The sequence below is a fragment of the Exiguobacterium sp. TNDT2 genome (genome assembly GCF_003331145.1).
In the GTDB taxonomy this organism is placed as follows: Bacteria; Bacillota; Bacilli; order Exiguobacteriales; family Exiguobacteriaceae; genus Exiguobacterium.
This window is the reverse complement of sequence record NZ_QLVE01000015.1, coordinates 15347-39841: the sequence shown is the minus strand read 5'-3', so window position 1 is coordinate 39841 and position 24495 is coordinate 15347. Positions and strand designations below refer to the sequence as shown.

Genomic DNA, 24495 nt, shown 5'->3' with positions numbered 1-24495 from the left:
TATTGATTAGTCACGCGGACGGCGTGGGCCACGGTCGTCCGAACGACGACGGTCGTCTCCACCGCTACGTTTGCCACGGTATCCACCGCCGCCACCGCTACGGCCGCCACGGTCTCCGCCGCCACGACGTTCGCCGCCGCCACTACGGTTTCCACGGTATCCACCGCGGTCGTTGCGTCCGCCTTGACGCTTCACGCGAATTGGGTCTGCGTATGAGATTTCAACTGGTGTTGAATCCGGCTCTTTCGTCAATCCACGAAGGGCTGCCGCAAGAATTTCAACTGCTTCATACTCTTCAAGAAGCTCTGTCGCAAGTTGCGTGTAAGCTTTGAAATCGCCCGCTTGAACGCGTTCGATCAACTCTTCAGCTGCTTGCTTCTGGTTGCCTTCAAGTACTTCCGCGATTGTCGGTACGTGACGACGGTTCATCTTCTTGTTCGTCACACGCTCGATTGCTTTGACTTGGCCGAACTCACGTGGCGTGATGAACGTAAGAGCAGTACCTGTTTTACCAGCACGGCCTGTACGTCCGATCCGGTGCACGTAGCTTTCCGGGTCTTGTGGCACATCGAAGTTGTAAACGTGTGTCACACCTGAGATGTCGAGACCACGTGCTGCAACGTCTGTTGCGACTAAGATGTCAATCGTGCCGTTTTTGAAACGACGAATGACTTGGTCGCGTTTTGATTGCGTCAAGTCACCGTGAAGACCATCAGCCGTGTAACCACGCTTGATAAGGGCTTCTGTCACTTCGTCAACGCGTTTCTTCGTACGAGCGAAGATGATGCTGAGTTCTGGTGAGTCGATGTCAATCAAACGGCAAAGCGTATCGAATTTCTGGCCTTCGCGCAATTCGAGGAACTGTTGGTTGATGTTCTCAACTGTCATTTCCTTCGCTTTTACTTTGATGATTGTCGGCGACTTCATGAAGCGTTCAGCAATCTTCTTGATCTGTGGTGGCATTGTCGCTGAGAAGAGAAGCGTCTGACGCTCAGCTGGAAGACCAGCCAAAATCGTCTCGATATCTTCTACGAAGCCCATGTTGAGCATTTCATCCGCCTCGTCCAAGATGACCGTTTGGATCTCGTCGAGTTTGATCGTCTTGCGCTTCATGTGGTCCATGAGACGTCCTGGTGTCGCAACGACGATTTGTGGGTTCTTTTTCAAGCCGCGGATTTGACGGTCGATTTGTTGACCACCGTAAACAGGGAGTGCGTATACACGTTTCGCTTCCCCGATTTTGTTCAATTCTTCTGCAACTTGAATCGCAAGTTCACGTGTCGGTGCAAGAACGAGTGCTTGGACTTGACGCGCCTTTGAATCGATTCGCTCAATTGTCGGAATACCGAAAGCTGCTGTTTTCCCTGTACCTGTTTGTGCTTGTCCTAATACGTCCACTCCAGTGAGTGCGACAGGAATTGTTTCAGCTTGGATCGGTGTCGCTTCTTCGAAGCCCATTTTGAGTACACCTTTTACTAATGCTTCACTTAACTGTAAATCTTGAAATTTTGTCAAATTATATTCTCCTTTGTTCATACAAAAAACGTCTGAGAGTTCGTTCAACAGACGTTCTTTCAATGTTTCCTCTTAGTCAACTTTACTAACTATAACGTATTCGTTTCTAAAATGAAAGAAATACATTCTAAAACTTTTCACGACCGCGTCAACATGAGTAATCTTATTTCAATTTGTAGCCGTTGTCGAGTTTTTCAACTTGCTTTTCTTTTAGCAGTTTCCCGAGGGCGCGCTTGAACGCCGCTTTGCTCATCCCGAACTCACGATCAATCACGTCCGGCGCCGTCTTATCGCCGTAAGGCATTTGGCCGCCGCGTTCTTCAATGTAGGCACGAATGCTTTCCGCGTCCGGGTCAATCGCTTCATAGGCCCGTGGTTTCATTGAGACGAGTACCGTCCCGTCTTGCTTCACTTGTGTCACACGTACGGTCAACTGTTCACCGAGACGCGGCCAACGTGTCATCTCTGCTTCATGTAAGAAACCGAGCGATTCATTTTCGACCCAGACGTTCACACCGACTTCGCGTCGATTGACGACGATCGCATGAACATCTTGATTGCCCCATTCTTCTTTAGCAGGACGCGCCAACAAGTTTAAGTACGCATAGTGGGCCGGCTCCCCGAGAAGACGGCTCTTTTGATCGTACTTGAGACGAATGCACAACTTGTCTCCTTCTTTCGGCCAATACGACCGGTTCTCAGGAAGATCATCTAATGAGACGAGCACATCCTTTTGAATCCCGATATTGACGAACACACCGGTGTTATACCGGACCCCTGTCACTTCATACCACTCGTAATCATCGAACGTGACACTCGGAATCGTCATCGTCGAAGCGAGACGTCCTTCCGAGTCGTGATAAAGGAAGACCCGCACTGTCTGTCCGACTGTGACTTCTTCTGTTTGTTCTTTGCGATGAAGGAGCACCTCTTCGCGACCGTTTCCGATAAACACACCAAAATCAGCTGAACGTTCCGCGACCAAGTCCACTACTTCTCCTGCACGTAATGCCATACAATCCACATCCTTTTTCATCTATTACTGTCAGTATACCTACCTACACACGTTCCTAATCATATCACGTTCGATTTCCCTACTCCGTTCATTTGTGTCTGAAATGTGAACAAGATTCATTCAGCTTGTAACTAAATCATTTCTCTTCCACATGTCCGTATTTGAAATTTTGTGACAATTTTGTGAACGAACATTTACCATCTAGTATCCACATTTTGAAAACGTTATTATTAAGGAAGTGTTGGTTAACGATTTAGGTTTCAACCATGGCCGAACGGGGGATATTAAATGTTTGACGTACAATCTCGATCTTTTGCGAAGCGCTTCATGAAAGGCTTATTAATCGCTTTCTTTGCTTTACTCGCTTCACTTAGCTTCATTTTCTCAACCGGAGTTGATACGAACGTATCTTCATCTGTCACGATGATTCAAGAGTAGACGCCCTCTCCTACAGAAGGCGTTTTTATTTTATTTCGACAAAAAAAGGAATTTATCATGCCTTTGTCGAACGACCATAACGTTCGGCTTTCACAGTTGAATCATCTGGGAAGGGAGAGTCATTTATGCTATTTTATTTTCTCACCACGATTCTTTCGGTCGTCGGTTTGTCCGTCTCGCTCCAAACCGGTTTTTTCAAAGACCCGATTGGTACATTCCTGTTCGCTGTATTGCTCGCCATGGGCTTATCTTCATTTAAACAGTTACTTGCCCAAATGAACGTCTTGTTCATCGAACGCCGCAACGAGAAAAAAATTAAACGCATCGTGGCGCGCATGCATTCAACTACACGTAAACGTTCTACATAACGCTCGTCTTCACCCTCCACTTTTGTTATTCTATTGTAGACAGAGAGCAAAACGGACTCAACCCGTAGGAGGCACGAATACGTATGAATGAAATCCCTTTATCGAACGAATGGTTATTGCGTTATTCACCGGTCATGGAGCTATGGCTAAAAGAAGACGGCATCTTGCTCGTCGACGATGACAACCGCATTCGACTCACGCTTGAAATCGGCAGTGACGACGTCATGCAGTTCAAGAGCATCGATCAAGACGGAGCTTACTTTGCTGTGGATCCGGTGAATAAACGAATCACGTTCGAACTCGAGGAAGAAGAAGAGGAAAGCGAATCTCGCTTCTGGGAATAAAGATTCATGCCAAAGAGTCGGATTCTCGTCCAGAGAAGAAGACTCTTTCTTCGTGTCCAGACTTATAACCGCACTATTGAGAGGAGAAATATGTATGATCCGCACCGCCATCTGGTTTATCGCCTTTTTCGCCGTCTTGCCGCTCACGCTTCCGTTTTATCCGAAAGCGAAACGGCTGACACCACCCGAACGTTATGCGTACGTTCAAACCGTCGCCTATACATGGGCTCGCTTCTTACTCCGCATCGCCGGCGCCCGCGTCCGCGTGCACGGTCAAGAAAATATTCCGAACGAGCCGGTCGTCTACGTCGCGAACCATCAAGGGAACTTCGATGTCCCGATCATGCTTACGGCAACGAAACATCCAAAGGCTTTCATTTCTAAGATTGAGGTACAAAAGTTCCCAATCATCCCGCGTTGGATGGAGATGATGGGCTGTATCTTTATCGACCGTGGCGACCGCCGCCAATCGATTAAAGCCATCCGCTCGGGCGTAGAGACGATTCAATCAGGCCAGTCGATTATCGTCTTCCCGGAAGGCACTCGCTCAAAAGGTGGTCCGATCAAAGAGTTTAAAGCCGGTAGCCTGACGCTCGCCACTTCAAGCGGCGCTAAGATCGTCCCGGTCGCCATCAAAGGCAGCCATCATTTGCTCGAGACGAAAAATCGCATCACCCCAGGGACGGTCGACGTCACCTTTTTACCGGTCATCGACCCGGCCAATGTCCCGAACAAAGAAATTGCGGCGCTTGCGGAGACAATGATTCGCCGCGTCGTTGAAGGAGAAGAATCATGAGTTTATTAGCCATCGAAGGCATCCATAAAGAATTTGCAGATAAAGTGTTATTCGATGACGTCACGATGACGATCCATCCGGGCAACCGCATCGGGGTCATCGGCGTCAACGGCTCTGGAAAATCGACGTTCTTAAAAATCGTCGCTGGCGTCGAGACGCCAGATCGCGGTTCGATGCAACATCCGAACGACTATCGGATTCGCTATTTGACCCAAACGGTCGACTTCGCACCCGGGCAAACGATTTTAGACGCGTTGTTCACGAGTGATACCCCGTCCGTCCAAGCGTTGAAACAATATGAGCTCGCGCGCCAAGCACTCGAGGCGAATCCGACGAGCGAACAGTGGCTGGAACGTTTCATGAAAGCTCAGCAAGCGGTCGACGCCGCCGACGCTTGGGAGACCGAGGCGAAGTTGAAATCGATCTTGAATCGGCTCGGCCTTCCGGACGTGACGGCAGAGATCAGTTCGCTCTCCGGGGGACAACAGAAACGGGTCGCCTTGGCCGCAGCCCTGCTCGACGAAGCTGATCTATTGTTGCTCGATGAGCCGACGAACGAACTTGACGCCGATACGATTGCTTGGCTCGAGACGGTCCTGGCCGATTACCGAGGGGCCATCTTGCTCATCACCCATGACCGTTATTTCTTGAACCGCGTCACGAACCATATCCTCGAAATCGCCGATGGCACGAGTTACTTCTATGACGGGAACTACGAGCTCTTCCTCGAGAAACGCGCCGAACGGAAGGCCCGGTCGCATTCGATGGAGCAAAAGCGGCAAAATATCTTGCGTCGTGAGCTCGCCTGGTTGCGCCGCGGTGCCAAGGCACGGACGACGAAACAGAAAGCACGTATTCAGCGCGTGGAAGATTTGAAGCATCAAGAGACGCTCGCCGAGGAAGAAGCGCTCGAAGTATCCGTCGGTTCACGCCGCCTCGGGAAAAAAGTCATCGAAGTGGAGAACTTGTCGTTCGGTTATGACGACAACTTGCTCATTCAAGACTTCTCATGGCTATTCGGACGCCGGGAACGGTACGGCATCGTTGGACCGAACGGGAGCGGGAAGACGACACTCATGAACTTGCTCGCCCACCGCCTCGAACCGAAGAACGGTACGGTCGTCCACGGCGAAACAGTCCATCTCGGATATTATGGGCAACAAGTCGAGTTTGAGGACACGACGCGACGCGTCATCGATGAGATCGAACGAATCGCTCAAGTCATCTATACACCTGACGGCGAAACAATCACGGCCAGTCAGATGCTCGAACGCTTCTTGTTCACCCCGGACGCGCAATACAAGCCAATCGCCAAACTGTCTGGTGGCGAGAAACGTCGCCTCGTCTTGCTCCGGATTTTAATGGACGAGCCGAACGTACTGTTTTTGGATGAACCGACGAACGATCTCGATACGGAGACGCTGTCTGTCCTCGAGGACTATTTGGAGTCGTTCCCAGGCACGGTCATCGCCGTCAGTCACGACCGCTATTTCTTAGATCGGATTGCCGAACAGCTCATCGCTTTTGAAGACGGGACGATCAACGTCTATCACGCAGAGTACAGTGATTATTTGGCCACACTCCAGGAACAGACGAAGCAACAAGTGAAGAAAGAATCGAAAGAAAAGAAAGAGCGTGTCAAAGTCGACGTCGTCAAATTCACTTTCAAAGAGCAGAAGGAATGGGAGACAATTGAGGATGATATCGCGTCGCTCGAATCTGAGATCGAGGCCGCCGAGGCACGGCTCGCTACAGCCGGAAGCGACCTCGGCAAAGTGAATGAACTTTACGCCGATATCGCCGCATTGAAAGAAGCACTCGATGCGAAGATGGAACGTTGGGAATATTTATCGGAGCTCGATGAACAAATTCAAGCACAGAAGAAATGAAAACAAGGATCACGCGTCGGCGTGATCCTTGTTTGTCGTATAGCCATGTATGGACAATTCGAGTGCAGCGCTTGGAAGCACCATGGTTATCCTTTACTGACGATATTATGTTGAAATGCATAGACGACCGCTTGCGTCCGGTCGTAGACGTCAAGCTTCGTCAAAATGTTGGAGACGTGTGTCTTCACTGTCTTCAACGAGATGTATAGTTCATCGGCGATGACTTGGTTCGACTTTCCTTCCGCCATCAATTGCAAAATCTCACGTTCCCGGGCCGTTAGACTCTCGTGCAACGTCTTTTCCGGATGTCGGAGCCGTTCGAGCATCTTGCCCGTCACTTGGGCGGCCATGACCGGATTGCCGGCTGCCGTTTGGCGAATCGCATCGGCAATCTCATTGGCGTTCGCCGTCTTCAAGACGTAACTCATCGCCCCGGCCTCGATGACCGGATACACTTTCTCATCATCTAAGAAACTCGTCACGACTAAGATTTTGGCATCTTTCCAACTCGCCTTGATTCGCTTCGTCGACTCGACCCCATCGACAGGTTCCATCACTAAATCCATTAAGACGACATCAGGCTTCTCGGCAATCGCGAGTTCCGCCCCAGTCGCGCCGTCCGATGCCTCTCCGACGACTTCGATGTCAGGCTGCGTCGACAAGAATGCCGAGACACCGGCCCGTACCATCTCATGGTCATCAATCAATACGACTCGAATCATTGTAACCCCTCCACTTGTTGTTTCACACGCACTTCAATTTGAGTACCGACGCCGGGCACACTGACGAGTCGTAACGTCCCGCCGACCTCAGCCGTCCTCTCTCTTATCGATTGTAAGCCATATGAGGCGACTTGTGTATCATCGACATGAAAGCCGATTCCGTCGTCGTTTATTTTTAAGATGACCGTCTGTTGCACGGTCCGCATTTCAATTTCGAGTCGTTTCGCTTTCGCATGGCGAAGCGTGTTACTGATTGCTTCTTGAACGATACGGAACAATTCGTTCTCGGTATGACGCGACAACTCAACTTCTTCGAGGCGCCAGACAAGCTCGGTGGATTGTTTGCGCGACAACTCTTCTAACAGTCGCTCGATGCCGGTCTTAAGGGTCATCCCTTCGAGTTCGACCGGACGGAGTTGCAACAAAAGCGAGCGCATTTCCGCCTGAGCGGTTTGTGCCATCACTTCGACCTGCTCGATTTGTTTGGCGGCCACGTCCGGCTTCGAGATGATCGTCTGTTTGGCCGCCGTCGTCATCATTGAGATGGCGTACAGTTGTTGACTGACCGAGTCATGCAGTTCACGGGCAACACGGCGCCGTTCTTCGACGACCGCTTCGCTGCGCGCTTCCTCGACACTGACAGGACGGTCACCGACCCGCTTGGCCATCTCAATCATTTCCGTGCGTTGCTTAGAAATCCGGGCAATTCGTTCGAGCGTATCACGGTAAGGCGACAATGGACGGAACGTGATCTCTTTTTGATTCTCAAGCTTCCACAAAGCGATTGCCACTTCCCGGAAGTCGCGTCGCAAATAAAAATACGAGCCGACCCCGAAGATGCTACCGATCAAGACGGCGATGACAAGGATAGACACACCGAAAGGCAACCCTTCTTCACGTGTGAACAAATCTCGGAGTGAAGTCGAGTCACCTATTAAAAATGCGATCGTGACGAACAGTGCCGTCAACAGGCTGCTAAATAACTGATGCCAGACGACCGTCCTTGGGTATGAATCTTTCTTCATACGGTCATCACCTCGACACTTCCGCTCATGAGCACGATATGGATGCGGACTTTACGCGTCGCCGCTTGATAATCGTCCGAAGCCGTGTAGAAGCGACGGTTGAACACCGGTGAATAGTTTGACTCGTCGACTTGAATCTTGCCGAACCCGATCGAGGCATCAATCGAGTAATCGTAGCCGGCCGGAATGAGAATCCGGACGTCCCCGGCGAGTCCATTCAATAACAAGAACGTCTCTCCCTCCGGAATGATGGCGCGCGACAAGTCGAGTTCGACGTCACGCAGCAAGAAGAATTCATTCGTGTCTTGAAGCACGTAGTGACCGCTCTCTTTCGTCCCGAACGAAAAGGCCTGTTCTTGCCGGATGTGTGACTTGAACCGGCTCGATTCGAGTGGACGGTTCTTATAGAGTCGATAGCCGAACATGAGGAGTAATCCTGACAACACAAAGCCGAACGCCGCCGACGAGAAGATGAGCCCGACGAGCATGATGCCGCCAATCCCGTAAAAGATATAGCTGACCGGCTGATTGCCTTTCCGGCTGAAGCGACGCCCGATATACAGCAACAATAACGGGACAACCATGCTGAAGAGGACGCTGTTGCCACCCGTCACGATATCGATAAATAGTCCAATGGCAAATAAAATAATCATGAAGCCGATGATTTGGCGTGTGTTCCAACGTTCCACGTTGTTTCCCCCTCTCTGACAGTATGTAACATGAAGCAAAGAAGCGATGGCCCAACCATTCGCCGGACCATCGCTGAACCGTTGCGTCAGTCTTGTTTGAAACGACGCTCAAGTTCTTTTAGTTTTGCTTCGAAATCATCTTCGTCCGTCGCATCGATTTTCTCTTCAGCGGCCGGTTCTTGTTTCTTCTCTTCTTTTTTCTCGTCTTCCGTGAACGGGTGTGTCTTCGATGTCTCTGCACCGAAGATTTGATCGAGCGCACCTTTCAATAAATCCAGGTTCTCACGCATCGCGAACTCATACCGTTTGTTTTGCATCTCATCGAGCTTCAGTCGCATCTCGAGGGCACGACGCTCAAGGTCATCGAGTTCACGCGTTCCTTCGTCGAGGAGACCTTCGAAATAACGATATTGCTCGCCGTAATGCTTCGATTCAAGCGCCGCTCGTTCGGCGAGCTTGTCTTCGCCCGCTTGTTTGGCAAGCTCTGTCTGCTCATAACGCTTATCGGCCATTTGCTTGGCATCATCGCGTTTCGTCGCAAGTTCCTCGAGCAATGACTTTTGACGCTCGACGAGACGTTCGACCGACAACGCCTCTTTCTCAGCCCCGCGGATATGGCGGTTCAATTCAGCTTCCCCACTCGAGCGTGGAGCCGAACGTGGCCCTTCTTTATCTTGAAACTTCTTCATCTCTTTCGATAGTTCTTTCGTCAACTCGTTAGCTAAATCACGAAACTGGTCAAATGGTGTTTTCATCATAATATCCTCCTTGTGAAGCTTAGCGACGGTTTACAAACTTCTGCCAAACTTGATCGAACGATTGAAAGCTGCTGCGGCTCGCATGCGATCCGTCCGCATTGAAAATCTCGACGTCTTGTTTTTGGTTGGCATACATCATATACCCTTTAAACAATACCCATGCCACCACAATCCCGAGCAACGCCCAAATATTCGATAAAATTGTGATGATTCCGATCACAGCAAGCGCGCCGTAACCGATTTTTGCGCCGACATGTGTTACGGCCATGAATCTGACTCCAGCCCACAGTGCTAAGAGCGCCCCCAAACCGAACATGATCATGTTCGGTAAAAAGCCGATTAGAACGAGAACTAAAGAGATCGCGGCCACAATGAACAATACTTGCTTCACCTGGCGATTCATCGATTATCCCTCCTCGTTAAGTACACTCTTATCATAATACGTTATTTTCAATAGTGCGACGAGCGGAAGGCTTGTTTTCCCTCGGTCTGTAGACTGAGATGATAGCGTTCTCAAATCGTGTGTTATACTAGACGCATCGAACAATGAAAGGATGATGTTTTATGAGCACCGTACAATTCGCAGTACACACTTTGTCAGCCAACAGGAGGGCAACTGTCCTCCACAACTAAAAGGAGGATTCTATTTGAATCAAACAATCACAACGGGACGTGTCACGGCACAGTTCCAGCATATGTATACCATCACGACTGAAAGTGCGAACTATACGTGCAGTGTCACCGGGAAATTCCGACATGAGGCCGAAAGCGAGCGCGACTATCCGGTCATCGGTGACTTCGTCGAGTTCACCGTTCGCGAGCATGGTCAAGGCGTGATTCGACGTCTCCTTGAACGGCGCACTGTTTTATCACGAGCAGCGGCCGGCAACGAGACGCGCGAACAATTGATCTGCGCGAACGTCGACTACATCTTAATCACGATGGCGTGCGGGCACGATTTCAACCTGCGTCGGCTCGAGCGTTATTCGCTCGCCGCGTGGGAAACCGGAGCCACACCACTCATCGTCTTGACGAAATCGGACCAAGTCGATAACGCCGAGGCTCTTGTCGATGAGCTCGCTTTGACGGTTCCGGGGGTCGACGTCTTCCCTGTCAGTTCACTTACAGGCAAGGGCGTCGAGGCGTTACGAGCCGCACTGCCGAGCGAAAGCACGATCGTACTCGTCGGCTCGTCCGGCGTCGGGAAATCGTCACTGACGAATGCGCTCGCCGGGGAGACCGTCGCTGAGACGCAAGCCGTCCGCGAGAGCGATGAGCGCGGCAAGCACACGACGACGCATCGTGAACTGTTCCGGATTGACGATTTGTTCGTCATCGACACACCCGGTATGCGTGAATTCGGTCTTTGGGACGGAGCCGACCACCTCGACGAGACGTTTCGGGATATCGAAGCACTCGCCGAGACGTGTCGGTTCCGGGACTGTGCGCACGGCAACGAGCCGGGCTGTGCCGTCCGATCCGCCATCATATCCGGAACGCTCGATGCGAAACGCTATCAGAGCTTCGTCAAGCTCGAGCGCGAGCTCCGCTACGCGGAAAAACGGCAAGCGGAGACGGCACGTCTCGCTGAGAAGAAGAAACGAAAAACGAAAGCTTAATCTAAGAGAGGAGTCACAGAAAACTGTGGCTCCTTTTTCGACCTTTCTGCCCTAGCACCAAGTCTTATCACCAATCCGACATTTGTGAACAATCGTTCAGAAATAGTTCGCATAAATGCAGGCAAAACCCTCGAAAGAAAGCGGTTTCTCCGCTACAATGGATTCGTATTGTCACAGATAAAAATCGCTAGCATACAGGGAGAGACATATGAAAACATTGAACGAACGCGCACTTGAGATGCACGCCATGCACCACGGAAAATTGGAAACGACACCGAAAGTCGACGTCGACACGAAAGAAGCGCTCAGCCTCGCTTATTCACCAGGTGTCGCCGAACCGTGCCGTCGCATCGCTGAAGATAAGGAATTGTCTTACGACTATACACTCCGTGCCAACACGGTCGCCGTCGTCTCGGACGGAAGTGCCGTCCTCGGCCTCGGCAATATCGGTCCAGAAGCCGCACTGCCGGTCATGGAAGGAAAAGCCGTCTTGTTCAAAAGCTTCGCCGGCGTCGATGCGTTTCCCATCTGTCTCGATACGCATAACGTCGATGAAATCGTCCGGACGGTCGAACTGCTCGCGCCGACATTCGGTGCCGTTAACTTAGAAGACATCAAGGCGCCCGAATGTTTCGAGATCGAGGCGCGCCTGAAACAGACGCTCCCGATTCCCGTCTTCCATGACGACCAACACGGGACGGCCATCGTCGTCTTGGCCGGTCTTGTCAACGCGTTGCGACTCGTCGACAAGACGATGCCTGAACTTCGGGTCGTCATGAACGGTGCCGGGGCTGCCGGCATCGCCATCGCGAAACTGTTGAAGCGTTTCGGCGTCGAAGACCTCGTCATCTGTGATACGAAAGGCGCGATTTACGAAGGACGCGTCGAAGGGATGAACCCGTTCAAAGATCAAATCGCCAAAGCGACGAACCGGAAGCAACATGAAGGGACGCTCACCGATGTGCTTCAAGGTGCCGACGTCTTCATCGGCGTCTCGGCGGCTGGGGCCGTCACGGAAGACATGGTCCGCTCGATGGCCGTCGATCCGGTCATCTTCGCACTCGCGAACCCGATTCCGGAGATCATGCCGGACCTCGCGACAAAAGCCGGGGCGCGTGTCGTCGCGACCGGTCGTTCCGACTTCGCCAACCAAGTGAACAACGTCCTCGCCTTCCCTGGTATTTTCCGCGGGGCGCTTGACGTTCGCGCCACCGAGATTAACGAAGAGATGAAAGAAGCGGCCGTCCACGCGATTGCCGATTTATTGACCGAAGAAGATTTGGCGAAAGGGGTCGTCATCCCGAGCCCGTTCGATGAGCGAATCGCACCCGCCGTGGCGGTCGCGGTCGCCAAAGCCGCCGTCGAGACCGGCGTCGCCAAGCGCCCACTCGATGAGGCCGCCATCCGTCAGCACGTCAGTCAAAAACATCTTTAATCCAAAAACTGCGCAGACCGTATTGGTCTGCGCAGTTTTTTAAACGGTACCTTGTAAGATCCCTTCCGCCCATTCGACTTCTTCCGCCGTCGGAGGTTTGATTCCTTTGAGCGGATAGTCGAGACCGAGTGCCTCCCATTTATAGACACCCATCTCATGGTACGGCAAGATTTCGACTTTCTCGACGTGGTCGAGCTTTTGAATGAACGCCGCCGTACGACGGAGCGCTCCTTCATCAAGTGTCCATTCTGGGACGAGGACGTGGCGAATCCACATTTTCGTTCCGCGCTCGGATAAATGTTCAGCAAGCGCGAGCGTATTGACGTTGCTCCGTCCCGTCAGTTTCTTACACATGTCATCGTCAATATGTTTGATATCGAGTAAGACGAGATCCGTATGATCTAAGATGGCGTCCAAGTTAGGGGGACGAAGTGCACCCGACGTGTCGAGTGTCGTATGGAGCCCGTGTTTCTTCGCTTCACGCAAGAGTGCCTCTAAAAATTCTGGTTGCGCGAGCGGGTCGCCCCCTGAAATCGTGATACCGCCTTTTGATGCTTCCATGAACGGACGATAGCTGAGCGCTTCTTGAATGACGTCCTCGGCCGAACGATGGTTATTCTTTTTGAAATCCCACGTGTCAGCGTTGTGGCAATACAAGCAACGAAGCGCACAACCTTGTAAAAAGACGATAAAACGAATTCCCGGACCGTCAACGGTTCCAAACGATTCGACCGAGTGTACATATCCCATTGTCATCGAAATGACCTCCTAACGAATGAGCGGCCCTCGAATGAAGGCCGCCAAGCCTTGATTACTTACAATGAACCGTGGAACGTCCGGTTGATGACGTCGATCTGTTGTTCGCGCGTCAACTTGATGAAGTTGACCGCATAACCAGAGACGCGGATGGTGAGCTGTGGATATTCTTCCGGATGCTCCATCGCATCGAGCAACGTCTCACGGTTGAAGACGTTGACGTTCAAGTGATGTCCTTTATGCTCGCCGCCCATATAACCATCAAGAAGTGCCGCTAAGTTGAGTTCACGAGCGACTTCTTCTTTGCCGAGTGCTTTCGGTACGATCGAGAACGTGTATGAGATCCCGTCTTGGGCATGCTCGAACGGAAGTTTCGCGACTGATGAGAGCGATGCGGCAGCACCTTTCGTATCGCGGCCATGCATCGGGTTCGCACCTGGGGCGAACGGTTCGCCGGCACGGCGTCCGTCCGGTGTGTTCCCTGTTTTCTTGCCGTAGACGACGTTTGATGTGATCGTCAAGACTGATTGCGTATGGAGCGCGTCGCGGTATGTTTTATGCTTGCGCACTTTTTCCATGAACGACTCAACGAGTTCGACAGCGATTGCATCGACGCGGTCATCGTTGTTTCCGAATTTAGGGAAGTCGCCTTCTGTCTCGAAGTCGACAGCAATACCTTGCTCGTTGCGGACCGGTTTCACGGTCGCATATTTGATGGCTGACAGACTATCTGCTGTGACCGAGAGACCGGCGATTCCGCATGCCATTGTCCGTAAGATTTCTGGGTCATGAAGTGCCATCTCGATCCGTTCATACGCATATTTGTCGTGCATGAAGTGGATGACGTTGAGCGTGTTGACGTAAAGCTCGGCGAGCCAATCAAGCGTCCGGTCGAAGTCGGCGTACACTTTATCGTACGTGAGCACATCTTCAGTGTTCATCTCCCAAACCGGTGCGATTTGGTCGCCGCTCTTCTCATCACGGCCTCCGTTCATGCTGTAAAGGAGTGCTTTTGCCATATTGGCGCGGGCACCGAAGAACTGCATCTGTTTCCCGATCTTCATCGGTGACACACAGCAGGCGATGCCGTAGTCGTCGCCAAACTCTGGAAGCATGAGGTCGTCGTTCTCGTATTGGATCGCAGACGTCTCAATCGACATCTTCGCACAATATTGTTTAAATCCTTCTGGCAATTTCGTCGACCAAAGCACCGTCAAGTTTGGTTCTGGCGCTGGGCCGAGGTTTGAGAGTGAATGCAAGAAGCGGAATGAGCTCTTCGTTACGTTCGAACGGCCATCCTCACTCATTCCTCCGATTGATTCAGTTACCCACGTCGGGTCACCCGAGAACAATTCGTTATAGTCAGGTGTTCGCAAGAATTTAACGATTCGAAGCTTCATGATGAAGTGGTCGACGATTTCTTGAACGTCCGACTCGGTCAAACGACCTGCTTCGATATCACGTTCTGCGTAAACGTCGAGGAACGTCGAGACGCGTCCGAGTGACATGGCGGCACCGTTCTGTTCTTTGACGGCTGCGAGATAAGCAAGGTATACCCATTGGTACGCCTCTTGTGTATTTTCCGCCGGACGGCCGAGATCAAACCCGTACGCCGCACCGAGCTGTTTTAACTCTTGGAGGGCCCGGAGCTGCTCAGACATTTCTTCCCGTGTCCGAATATCTGCCTCGGATAAGAAACCGCCACGGTTCGCCAAATCTTTTTTACGTTCTGCAATCAAGAAGTCTAACCCGTACAAGGCAACACGGCGGTAGTCGCCGATGATCCGTCCCCGGCCGTAAGCGTCAGGAAGACCTGTGATGATCCCTGACTTCCGCGCCGCCCGCATCTCTGGTGTGTACGCATCGAAGACACCTTGGTTATGCGTTTTGCGGATTTCCGAATAAATCTTTGTGATTTCAGGGTTTGGCTCGAAACCATATGACTCAAGGGCAGCGTCGACCATCCGGATGCCACCGTTTGGATGAATCGAGCGTTTGAACGGCTCGTCCGTTTGAACGCCGACCACTTTCTCGAGTTCTTTGTTTAAGTATCCCGGTCCGTGCGAAACGATTGTCGACGGATTGTTTTGATCGACCGCCCAAACACCGCCGCGTTCCCGCTCTTCTTTCGTCAATTCCATCACTTGTGCCCAAAGACGGTTCGTCGCTTCGGTCGGTCCGACGAGGAAACGATCGTCCCCTGTGTACTCGTGTCGGTTCAAACGGATAAACTCACCGACGTTCACTTCGTTCGTCCACTGCCCAGGTACAAATCCTGACCAGGCTGATTTAATTTCGGTTGCCATTTTGGGTCACTCCTCATAGTTGAGATAACTGCGTGCTTTCTATAAGTTGAGTGTACGTGAAAACGTGAACATTTTGTTTTACATTCTTGTGAAAGTTGTAACAATCTCATGAACATTGGCATAAAGCCGTTTTTGTAAGCGCTTCGAATACTGTTATAATGCAAACACTCTTCCTTCTGAAACAGATAAGTCTTGTTGTGCCAGGATTTAACTCATTTCTGTATCATTTTAAATCGGTTGTGACGAATTATACAGTTTTTAGAGTGATGTACCTCACACCTCGGGGATAGAACTTGAATTTTTGCCTTATATCGGACACAATGAAGGCAGAACATTGTAGAAGAGGAAGGGGTTCTTCCCATGACGTACGAATTATTGACAGCCGCTCACGACTTAAAGACCGGTGACCGCATCTCTCTTAAAGTAGAGGAAAACGGTGAACAACGTGACGGATTCATCACAGAATTTGAAGACGCAGGTTTTTGGATTCGGTTTGACGACGACATCGAAAACGAGGATTTCATCGACTACCGCGATCACTTGCTCTTCGCTCTCATCTCGCGCCCGATTGACGTGGCAGCGACGTATCCAGAGCTCGCTTCATACGAACGGTTGACGAAAGAATTGCAGTATCGTGTGTATCAAGGCTTCACCGTCGAAGGCGTCGAGGCGTCGGCTGACCAGATCGATGTGCACATCAAACTCATCGAGGACGGACAGACGTTCACACAGACACTCCGTTCTTCATTCGACCAAGATACTGAACATGTTCGCTATATCTAAGACAGGGAGCACTTATGCTTCCTTTGTTTTTGCCCCACGATAAGGAGAATTGATATGAATTTTACAAAACCATTTATTAACGAAGCCTGGGATCGCCTTGGCTTTACTGAACCAATGCCGGTCCAAGCTGAAGCCTTCCCGCTTCTTCTTGACGGAAAAGACGTCACGATTGAAGCGCCGACAGGTACCGGGAAGACGCTTGCTTACTTATTACCCGCCATCGAAAAAATCGACGCTTCGAACGATCGCATCCAAGTCGTCATCGTCGCGCCGACGCGTGAACTCGTCATGCAGATTCAAACGGTCGCGCAACGCTTCACCGAGAAAGGTGACGTCCGCATCGCTTCGTTCATCGGTGGCGTCGAGTTGAAACGTCAAATCGATCGCTTGAAGAAAAAACCTCATTTAATTGTCGGGACACCGGGCCGACTCGTCGAACTCATTGAAAAGAAAAAGTTAAAACTTCACGAGACGCATACAATCGTTCTCGACGAAGCCGACCAAATTATCGATAGCGGTTTGACAGAATCTGCCGAACGGATCATCAAGCACACGGCGCATGAACATCAAATCGCCCTCGTCTCGGCGACACTCACAGACACGCTTCAAGCTTGGGCTGCCCCATTCTTGAACGAACCGGCCCACGTGAAAATCGAGCGGGCGGTAAGCGCACAAGTCACCTATGGCTACATGTTGACGACGCGCCGGTATAAACCAGAGTTGCTCCGCCGCCTGTCGCACGTCGACAACGTCAAAGCGCTCGCTTTCATCAACAACCGGTCGTTCTTGCCACCGTTGAAAGGCGAGCTCGACAAGATGAAAGTGAACTATCGCATGCTCGACAGCTTGAAAGGAAAGCGCGAACGTGTCGAAACACTTCGTGAGTTCCGCAAAGGCGACTACCCGCTCCTCATCACGACTGGCCTCGCAGCCCGTGGTCTCGATATCGAGGAAGTGACGCACGTCGTCCACTTCGACTTGCCAGAATCAATCGATGACTTTATTCACCGCTCAGGCCGGACGGCACGCGGCAATGCGGCTGGGACGGTCCTCTCGCTCGTGACGGATGAAGATTTGACCCATTTGAAATCGTTCGCCCGTCAACTCGGCGTCGAATTGAAAGAACTCGAGATTTACCGTGGTGACGTCATCGAGAAACGAATCGAGGATAAACCGCCGGTCGTCAAGCGTCCTGAGAACAAACGAGGACCACGGCGATGAAAAAAGACCGGAAAGTAATTCCATTCCCTTTGCTCGTAGAAGAGTCCGAATTGCTGGCCGAGCTGAAAAAGTTATATGAGCAAGCCGCGCTCGCGCGCAGCACGCAATGGACGAACTATATACAAGAAATCGCCTCGGAAGGCACGTGGCACTTGAAAGACGCGGAGCTATTCCGTGACTTATTCATCGACTGGGCCGTCTTCTTCGAGACGGACGAAGACGGGATGACGCCGCACGGCCGCTACTTGGCGGACCATAAGGCCGACATGTCCCCCGCCCTCTATCACGCGCTTCGGGGCTTGGCGGTCCCGCGCTGCTCGGTCTTCGAAGTGACCGAGGACGGTTTACGCGACTGGGAGACGAAAGAGATTTACAAAGTGATGCTTCCGGAGGCTCGTGAACCGGGCGATGTGATGCTCGGCAAATTGCTCGATATCCGCGGCAACTGGCGCTTCGGGTCGGCATTCCTCGCCCTCCCGGCGAAAATGGCCGGTAACGTTTCAGACCTGTATATCGACTTCACCGATGAGGTCGGTCCAGGAGCGTTCCTCGACCAGTTCCCCGAGTTTTGTGCGGAACTGATCGACATGTTACTCGATTTAGAAGAAGGGGTCATCATCCCAAAACCGATTACGTAAAAAGAGGCAGCGCGCGCTGCCTCTTTTTCGAATAAATGTAAAGTGCCCATTTCCTCATCTCCTGCCTACAAAAAAAGTCAGCCCTAAAACACAGGGCTGACTTCAGTTTACCAGAGCACCCAACCTTTCGCTCCCGGAGGCGCACTTTCAATCAAGTGCCAAATCGGGATCGTATAGGCGAACGCGATCAATACGAACGTGACAGTGATCCATAGCTTCCAATTCTCGAAGAAACGTGGCGTCTCCATCGCCGCCTCTTCCGTCTCAGCGAGCGGAAACTCTTCTTCTCCTTTCGGCGCGAGGAACGACAAATTGAACATCGAATAGACGAAGATGAGGACCGAGATCAACAGGATCGTCCCGCCGATCGCCATAGCGATATGGTATGGAATCCATTCGCGCGTGAGTGCGTCGGAGAAGTACGTCGCCGGACCGGTCCGACGCGGGTTACCTTGAAGGCCTGAGATATGCATCGCGTAAGACATGATTGACATCCCGAACGCCCACGTTCCCGTTTGAATCAATCCGAGTCGGTTCATCGATTTCGTGAGAGTACGACCGCGCAGTACCGGTACGAGCCAATACGCCGTCCCGAAGAACGTCAACGCGACTGCCGTACCGACCGTGATATGGAAGTGACCTGTGACCCAGAGCGTGTTGTGGACCATGGCGTTCAATTGGTGCGACGCGTTGATGATCCCACCGGCCCCGGCTGGAATGAAGAACAACATCCCGACGAACGGCGCGAGGAAACGGACATCCCCATATGGCATCTTCTTGACCCAACCGAATAACCCGCGAGCACCGAGGGCACGACCGCGAAGTTCGAACGTCGCAAACAGCGAGAATGCCGTCATAAACGACGGGATGACGACGAGGAACGTCAAGATGACTTGAACGAACTTCCAAAACGGCTCAATTCCCGGCTCTGTCAATTGGTGGTGGAAACCGACCGGGAACGAGAATAAGAGGAACAAGAGGAACACCATCCGGGCGAGTGCATCTGAGAAAATCTTTCCGCCGATGACTTTCGGCACGACCGTATACCAGACGATATAGGCCGGCATGAGCCAGAAATAGACGAGCGGGTGCCCGAAGTACCAGAACAACGTCCGTGACAACTCGATCCCGACCGTATCTTTCCATCCGAGCGAGAGCGGTAGCAGCTGGAACAAAATCGTCCCGGCGACACCGAGCGTAGCGATGACCCATAAGAGCATCGTCATGACACTCATATACGCCGGAAGCGGCGGGTGAACACCTGGGTTCTCCCGTTTATAGTCTGCATACATGCGGAACATGGCGAACGCAGACAACCATGTGCCGACGACGAACAAGACGAGGCCGATATAGAACACCGGATCGGCCATGAGCGGCGCATAGAACGTATACAAAACGGTCGCTTTATTGGCGAGTACCATGATCGTGACCAGCACGGCTCCGGCGATGATCATCCAAAATCCGAGCCAGGCGACCCGGGTCGGGAACGACTCAAAACGTCCGAACGACTTGGCGAGGAGCGCGTAAAGCAGACCGATGATGAACATCGTCGTGAAGACGAGACCGAGCATGATGCCGTGCGCGGTCAACAGTTGATAATAGCCGAACACTTCCGGGATGACACCCGTCCGGATAAGCGTCTGCATGAGTCCAGCCAAACCGCCGATCAAGACGGCTAGGACCGAGATGACGACATGGGCATAGGCGAGGCGCGCTTCTTTGGCCCCGATACTCGGTACCGGTACGCCGCGTTCCATCTCCCATTGCTTTAGTTTTGAGGCTACGTCATTCATTTAGTCCACCACCTTAATTTTTGTCGCCATCATATGATGGCCGGTCCCACAATATTCGTTACACAGAATCAAGAACTCGCCTGCCTCGTCAAACGTATACGTGAGCGAGTTGATGTGGCCGGGTACGACCATCATGTTGACCGGAGTCCCCGTCAATTGGAACCCGTGGACGACGTCCGGTGAGGTGACGAGAAATGTGACTTTTGCACCTTTTGGAATTTCCACATTGCCCGGCGTGAACGTGAACGCTTGGGCGACCATGACGAGCTCATACTCGTTGTCACCGATTTTATGAAGTCCCGGTTTGTCGAACGGCGCGGTTTGATGCACTTTTGACGGGTCGATCAAATCGGCGTCCGAAGCCGGTTGATTCCCTGCCGCAAACGCAGAGATACCGAGCACGGTTAAAAACACACCTAATAAAATGATGCCGAATACTAACCAATACTTTTCAAGTTTATGAATATGCATCGTGCTTCCCTCCTCTTGCTCGTTATCGTGTCACAAATAAGTAAAAGACTGACGACCACATGGCAATGATGACGCCAGCGACAATCATGACCGATGTGAACGTGCCTTTTAAGTTCGGTTCTTGTCCATCGTTTTTCTCCACGTGAAGGACCCCTTTCCCTTTGATTTCCACTTTTATTGTATGAAAAGGGGCACTGATTAATATGTGACATTTGTCACTTCAAAAGTGACAATCACATCAAATTTGCGTAGTTTCCACACATAAAGTTCACATTTCGAAAAAAGGCATACAAAAAGGCAATCGCTCCGACATTAGTCGGTCCAATCACCTGTTCATGTGCTCATGTTGTGACGCCGCGCGTTTTTCAATGCTTATGAACGCAAACTCAAAGCCGGCAAATTCCGGCGGGACAGCCTTCGCAATAGCATAGCTCTTTTAGGAAATCGATGTCATGCAACACCATCGACGTCGAGGTCGTCGTGATCACACCTTCTTTACGCCACTGATTCATCATTCGATTGACCGTTTCGCGCGGTGCACCAATCAATTGTCCGAGTTCGCCATCTGACGGATGTGTCGGAACTGTGACCCCCTCTGGCTCCTCCACACCGTGCATCGCCGCCATGCGAAGCAACGTCGAGGCGAGCGCCCCTGGCTTCCCATAGAGCAACAAGTCACGCAACTTCATCTCGGACTGTTTGCGCATCATCGATGTCCAACGCAACACCTCCGTGGCCAGCTGTGCATCTTGACGCACGAGCTCATCCATCTGTTGTTTCGAAATCCACCCGATGACACTGTCCTCGGTCGTCTCGATGCTATACGAGCTCGGGAACACCTCGTCGATGTCGAACTCTCCAAAGAAGTCGTCAGCGCCGTATATGAACATGATGAGCGAACTCCCTTTTTTCGTCAGCTTCGTGAATTTGACGGTACCGCTCTTCAAGTAAAAGAATTTACTGCATTTTTCGCCTTCCCAACAAACGATACTCGCTTTTGAATAGTCTTGAAACGTCATCATTTCGAATAAAAGCTGTTTCGTCTCTGGTGAGAAAACGAAGCTGTTCGGTTGGGTCGTCCCACATTTGATCGTCATGTTGTCTACTCCCTCCACTAGTCTCTTGCCTGATCAGGCCTCGTACGTGGTATATGGCTTCATTATACAGGAGGATATCGAATATTTTCATAAAAGTATGTGACATTTCAAACAATCTTCTAATTTTTTCGTTCACAAAAAAAAGACTGCAGGCTCTCTGCAGTCTAATCCAATCACCGGTAGACGAGTCGAATCAACTTCTCGGCTCCTTTGAAGTTCGGGTAACGAACCGGTAAATCAAATTTCGTCGTGTTGCGCAAAATCGACTTGGCGTGGCTGAACGTCTCGAAGCTGTAGCGACCATGATACGAGCCCATCCCGCTCTCGCCGACGCCACCGAACGGCAGGTTCGGGTTCGTCAAATGCATGAGCACATCATTGACACAACCTCCACCAAACGTGAGATGCTTCATCACCGTCTGCTCCACCGCTTTCGTCTCAGTGAACAAATAGAGCGCGAGCGGATGCGGGCGCGCTGCGACGAAGTCAATCACTTCGTCGAGTTGACGATACGTGAGCACTGGCAGAATCGGTCCGAAAATCTCATCTTTCATGACGTTCGCGTCTTCTTCGATGTCTGTCAACACAGTCGGGGCCATCTTCAATTGATTGCGGTCCGTCTGGCCGCCGAAGAACACGTCGCCTTCCGTCAAATATCCGTTCAAGCGGTCAAAGTGCGTCTCGTTGACGATACGCGTGAACCGCTTCGTCCCGACGCCGTTCCCGAACATCGTGAACGCCTCGCGTTTGATGGCTTCGAGGAACGCCTCGCGTTTTGATTCGTGGACGAGGACATAGTCCGGAGCGACGCACGTCTGACCGGCGTTCATCCATTTTCCCCAGGCGATGCGCTTCGCCGCAATGTCAATCTTCGCATCCTCATGGACGATGGCCGGCGATTTCCCGCCGAGTTCAAGCGTGACCGGCGTCAAATGCTTCGCCGCCGCTTCCATGACGATTTTCCCGACCGGTGTCGATCCGGTGAAAAAGATGTGGTCCCACTTCTCTGCGAGCAGTTCAGTCGCAACCTCTTTGTCCCCTTCGACGCTGACGACGTAACGGTCAGTGAACGCCCGTTCGAGCACTTTTGTGATCATTCGAGCGACGTTCGGTGTCAATTCCGATGGTTTCACGACGGCCGTGTTGCCTGCGGCGATCGCTCCAATGAGCGGCGCCATCGCCAATTGAAACGGATAGTTCCACGGGGCGATCACGAGTACCGTGCCATAAGGTTCATACATGACCTCACTTTTCGTCCCAAGATGGATTGAGGCGCCACGGACACGTTTCGGACGCATCCAACGTTTCAACTCACGCGTCGTCCGCGTGATCTCATCATAGACGAAACCGATTTCCGTCGTGAACGCGTCGAGTTCTGATTTGTTCAAATCCTGTTCCAATGCTTGGAGAATCTCGGTTTCATGGTATTTGATTGATTCTTTTAAAAACGTCAACATGCTGAGGCGGAATGCGAGCGATTTGGTCGCTTGCGTGCGAAAGAAGCGACGCTGTTTACGGATGAGCTCTTTAATGGTCAACTGTTCGATTGGTGCGAGCATAAATCTGCCTCCCTTAAATGATAGCGCTAGCTTCATCTTATCATTTCCTCTTCATTACCGACCATTTTGAACCTTCGAATATCTGTCAGTCTTATCTCACGGACACGTCTCGTTTTTTTGTCTGTTGCATGACGATGAACATTAATCCGGCGGCGATTAACATGCCGCCCGTCAACGTAAATTTTTGCGTCAACGAAATCGAGAGCCAACCTAATAATGCCGATCCTGTCACTGTACCGAGCGAAAAAAAGGCATAAAAATAACCGTATGACTTGCCCCGGTTTCCATGGTTCGTAGCTTTAATCAACATCGTATTGATGGCCGGGAATAAAATCGCGAAACCGACCCCATATAAGGCGAGCACCCCGTATAGGAGACCCGCCGTCTCAGCCCGGCCAATCAATAGTTGGCTCACACCGAGAATGCCGACACCGAGTGCTGCTAGCTTCGCCGGTTCGATTTGGTCGAACAAGCGGTTCGTCGGTAAAAGAAATACGAGCACAGCCATGATCCCGAACGTGCTGAGCAACGTCCCGCTCAAGCGAGAATCATAACCGAGCGACTGCACGTAAAGCGGGAGCAAGTACGCAATCGCGCCTTGCGAAAACATCAAGAGGAAAGCTCCGATATACGCTTTCACGACGTCACGTTCAAGCCGTGATTTTCCTTCCTCTTGACGGCTCGATGTTCCGAGCGACAGTTTCGACGGACGTAAAAAGATGAGCGCGAGTAATGCGACCATCATCCCATAAAACGCGACGTACGTGAAAACGACGGGGACAGTCGTTCGACTCGCCATGATCCCACTAAACGCTGGCCCGATAATGGCCGCCAACCCGACAAAACTGCCGGTCAATGCCACTTTCTTCCCTTGACGGTTCGCTGCGGTCAGATTGGCAGACAACGTGAATGCGGCCGGTACGATCAAGCCGGCGACGAACCCGTGCACGATGCGGACGATGAGAAGCATCGTCGATGTGTCGACGAGGTGGTACGACAAGAGACTGAGGCTCGACAGCGCGAGACCGACGAGCAAGATGACGATCGGACCGATGCGGTCGGTCCAGATGCCGGACAATATATTGCCGAACGTGTTCGACAACGAATAGATGGCGATGACGAGGCCGGCGATGAACGGTGTCGCGCCGACCGATGTCGCGAACGTGCTCATGACCGGAAGTTGGGCAAAAAGATCAAAGAAAGCAAAAAAGACGATACTATAAATGACAAAAGCGGATGCTCTATTCATGGACACAAC

Annotated in this window: 24 protein-coding genes; 9 read left to right on the top strand and 15 right to left on the bottom strand. The window is 51.7% G+C overall.

Features of this window, described 5'->3' with window-relative positions:
* Window positions 1-6: 6 nt before the first annotated feature.
* Together cshA and DPV68_RS09300 are read right to left on the bottom strand one after the other, a co-directional pair.
* Window positions 7-1515, bottom strand: a complete 1509-nt coding sequence (gene cshA, locus DPV68_RS09305) for a degradosome RNA helicase CshA (protein WP_198662286.1) — start codon at window positions 1513-1515, stop codon at window positions 7-9.
* A gap of 163 nt (window positions 1516-1678) precedes the next feature.
* Window positions 1679-2530, bottom strand: a complete 852-nt coding sequence (locus tag DPV68_RS09300; RefSeq protein ID WP_114166491.1) for a CvfB family protein — start codon at window positions 2528-2530, stop codon at window positions 1679-1681.
* A 563-nt stretch (window positions 2531-3093) separates the two neighbouring features.
* Here DPV68_RS09300 and DPV68_RS09295 point away from each other — a divergent pair.
* From DPV68_RS09295 to DPV68_RS09280, 4 genes are all read left to right on the top strand, one after another.
* A complete protein-coding gene (locus DPV68_RS09295) occupies window positions 3094-3336 on the top strand; it encodes a hypothetical protein (protein ID WP_114166490.1) in 243 nt (80 codons plus the stop codon).
* A gap of 83 nt (window positions 3337-3419) precedes the next feature.
* Complete coding sequence (locus DPV68_RS09290; protein WP_114166488.1) at window positions 3420-3680, top strand: hypothetical protein; 261 nt, start codon at window positions 3420-3422, stop codon at window positions 3678-3680.
* Between the two features lie 94 nt (window positions 3681-3774).
* Window positions 3775-4476, top strand: a complete 702-nt coding sequence (locus DPV68_RS09285) for a lysophospholipid acyltransferase family protein (RefSeq protein WP_114166486.1) — start codon at window positions 3775-3777, stop codon at window positions 4474-4476.
* The gene (locus DPV68_RS09280; protein ID WP_114166485.1) at window positions 4473-6365 is read left to right on the top strand and encodes an ABC-F family ATP-binding cassette domain-containing protein; all 1893 of its coding nucleotides are present in this window, start codon (window positions 4473-4475) and stop codon (window positions 6363-6365) included. The genes DPV68_RS09285 and DPV68_RS09280 overlap by 4 nt, the downstream gene beginning before the upstream one ends.
* 86 nt (window positions 6366-6451) lie before the next feature.
* Here the strand turns inward: DPV68_RS09280 and DPV68_RS09275 are convergent, their stop codons facing one another.
* From DPV68_RS09275 to DPV68_RS09255, 5 genes are all read right to left on the bottom strand, one after another.
* A complete protein-coding gene (locus DPV68_RS09275) occupies window positions 6452-7087 on the bottom strand; it encodes a response regulator (RefSeq protein WP_114166483.1) in 636 nt (211 codons plus the stop codon).
* Window positions 7084-8112 carry a sensor histidine kinase gene (locus DPV68_RS09270; protein ID WP_114166481.1) on the bottom strand — a complete coding sequence of 343 codons (1029 nt, stop codon included), beginning with the start codon at window positions 8110-8112 and terminating at the stop codon, window positions 7084-7086. Before DPV68_RS09270 ends, DPV68_RS09275 begins: the two co-directional genes overlap by 4 nt.
* A complete protein-coding gene (gene liaF / locus DPV68_RS09265; RefSeq protein ID WP_114166480.1) occupies window positions 8109-8801 on the bottom strand; it encodes a cell wall-active antibiotics response protein LiaF in 693 nt (230 codons plus the stop codon). The genes DPV68_RS09270 and liaF overlap by 4 nt, the downstream gene beginning before the upstream one ends.
* Window positions 8802-8887: 86 nt before the next feature.
* Window positions 8888-9556 carry a PspA/IM30 family protein gene (locus tag DPV68_RS09260; protein ID WP_114166479.1) on the bottom strand — a complete coding sequence of 223 codons (669 nt, stop codon included), beginning with the start codon at window positions 9554-9556 and terminating at the stop codon, window positions 8888-8890.
* Window positions 9557-9578: 22 nt separating this feature from the next.
* Entirely contained in the window at window positions 9579-9962 is a 384-nt protein-coding gene (locus DPV68_RS09255; RefSeq protein ID WP_114166478.1) for a lmo0954 family membrane protein, read from the bottom strand.
* 244 nt (window positions 9963-10206) lie between these two features.
* Here DPV68_RS09255 and rsgA point away from each other — a divergent pair, with 244 nt between their 5' ends.
* Both rsgA and DPV68_RS09245 read left to right on the top strand, forming a co-directional pair.
* A complete protein-coding gene (gene rsgA, locus DPV68_RS09250; protein ID WP_114166476.1) occupies window positions 10207-11178 on the top strand; it encodes a ribosome small subunit-dependent GTPase A in 972 nt (323 codons plus the stop codon).
* Between the two features lie 208 nt (window positions 11179-11386).
* Window positions 11387-12613: an NAD(P)-dependent malic enzyme gene (locus DPV68_RS09245; protein WP_114166475.1), complete on the top strand. Its 1227-nt coding sequence runs from the start codon at window positions 11387-11389 to the stop codon at window positions 12611-12613.
* 39 nt (window positions 12614-12652) lie between these two features.
* Here DPV68_RS09245 and pflA read toward each other — a convergent pair whose 3' ends face one another.
* Window positions 12653-13369, bottom strand: a complete 717-nt coding sequence (pflA, locus tag DPV68_RS09240) for a pyruvate formate-lyase-activating protein (protein ID WP_114166474.1) — start codon at window positions 13367-13369, stop codon at window positions 12653-12655.
* Window positions 13370-13428: 59 nt separating this feature from the next.
* Window positions 13429-15675 (bottom strand): formate C-acetyltransferase, encoded by a 2247-nt coding sequence (gene pflB / locus DPV68_RS09235; RefSeq protein WP_114166472.1) that lies wholly within the window; start codon window positions 15673-15675, stop codon window positions 13429-13431.
* 360 nt (window positions 15676-16035) lie between these two features.
* On the opposite strand from pflB, the gene DPV68_RS09230 reads away from it, so the two are divergent.
* The 3 genes from DPV68_RS09230 to DPV68_RS09220 are packed head-to-tail and all read left to right on the top strand — an operon-like array spanning window position 16036 to window position 18317.
* Entirely contained in the window at window positions 16036-16458 is a 423-nt protein-coding gene (locus tag DPV68_RS09230) for a hypothetical protein (protein ID WP_114166470.1), read from the top strand.
* A 54-nt stretch (window positions 16459-16512) separates the two neighbouring features.
* Window positions 16513-17679, top strand: a complete 1167-nt coding sequence (locus tag DPV68_RS09225; protein WP_114166468.1) for a DEAD/DEAH box helicase — start codon at window positions 16513-16515, stop codon at window positions 17677-17679.
* Window positions 17676-18317 carry a hypothetical protein gene (locus DPV68_RS09220; protein ID WP_114166467.1) on the top strand — a complete coding sequence of 214 codons (642 nt, stop codon included), beginning with the start codon at window positions 17676-17678 and terminating at the stop codon, window positions 18315-18317. The genes DPV68_RS09225 and DPV68_RS09220 overlap by 4 nt, the downstream gene beginning before the upstream one ends.
* 107 nt (window positions 18318-18424) lie before the next feature.
* Here the strand turns inward: DPV68_RS09220 and DPV68_RS09215 are convergent, their stop codons facing one another.
* From DPV68_RS09215 to DPV68_RS09190, 6 genes are all read right to left on the bottom strand, one after another.
* Entirely contained in the window at window positions 18425-20110 is a 1686-nt protein-coding gene (locus tag DPV68_RS09215; protein WP_114166466.1) for a b(o/a)3-type cytochrome-c oxidase subunit 1, read from the bottom strand.
* Complete coding sequence (locus DPV68_RS09210) at window positions 20111-20581, bottom strand: cytochrome c oxidase subunit II (RefSeq protein ID WP_114166465.1); 471 nt, start codon at window positions 20579-20581, stop codon at window positions 20111-20113.
* Window positions 20582-20603: 22 nt separating this feature from the next.
* Window positions 20604-20723: a cytochrome c oxidase subunit 2A gene (locus tag DPV68_RS09205; RefSeq protein WP_232819585.1), complete on the bottom strand. Its 120-nt coding sequence runs from the start codon at window positions 20721-20723 to the stop codon at window positions 20604-20606.
* A gap of 244 nt (window positions 20724-20967) precedes the next feature.
* Window positions 20968-21678 carry a Crp/Fnr family transcriptional regulator gene (locus DPV68_RS09200; RefSeq protein ID WP_114166463.1) on the bottom strand — a complete coding sequence of 237 codons (711 nt, stop codon included), beginning with the start codon at window positions 21676-21678 and terminating at the stop codon, window positions 20968-20970.
* A 173-nt stretch (window positions 21679-21851) separates the two neighbouring features.
* Window positions 21852-23237, bottom strand: coding sequence for an aldehyde dehydrogenase (locus tag DPV68_RS09195; protein ID WP_114166462.1), 1386 nt, complete (start codon window positions 23235-23237; stop codon window positions 21852-21854).
* Between the two features lie 91 nt (window positions 23238-23328).
* A complete protein-coding gene (locus tag DPV68_RS09190; protein WP_114166461.1) occupies window positions 23329-24486 on the bottom strand; it encodes an MFS transporter in 1158 nt (385 codons plus the stop codon).
* Window positions 24487-24495 lie beyond the last annotated feature (9 nt).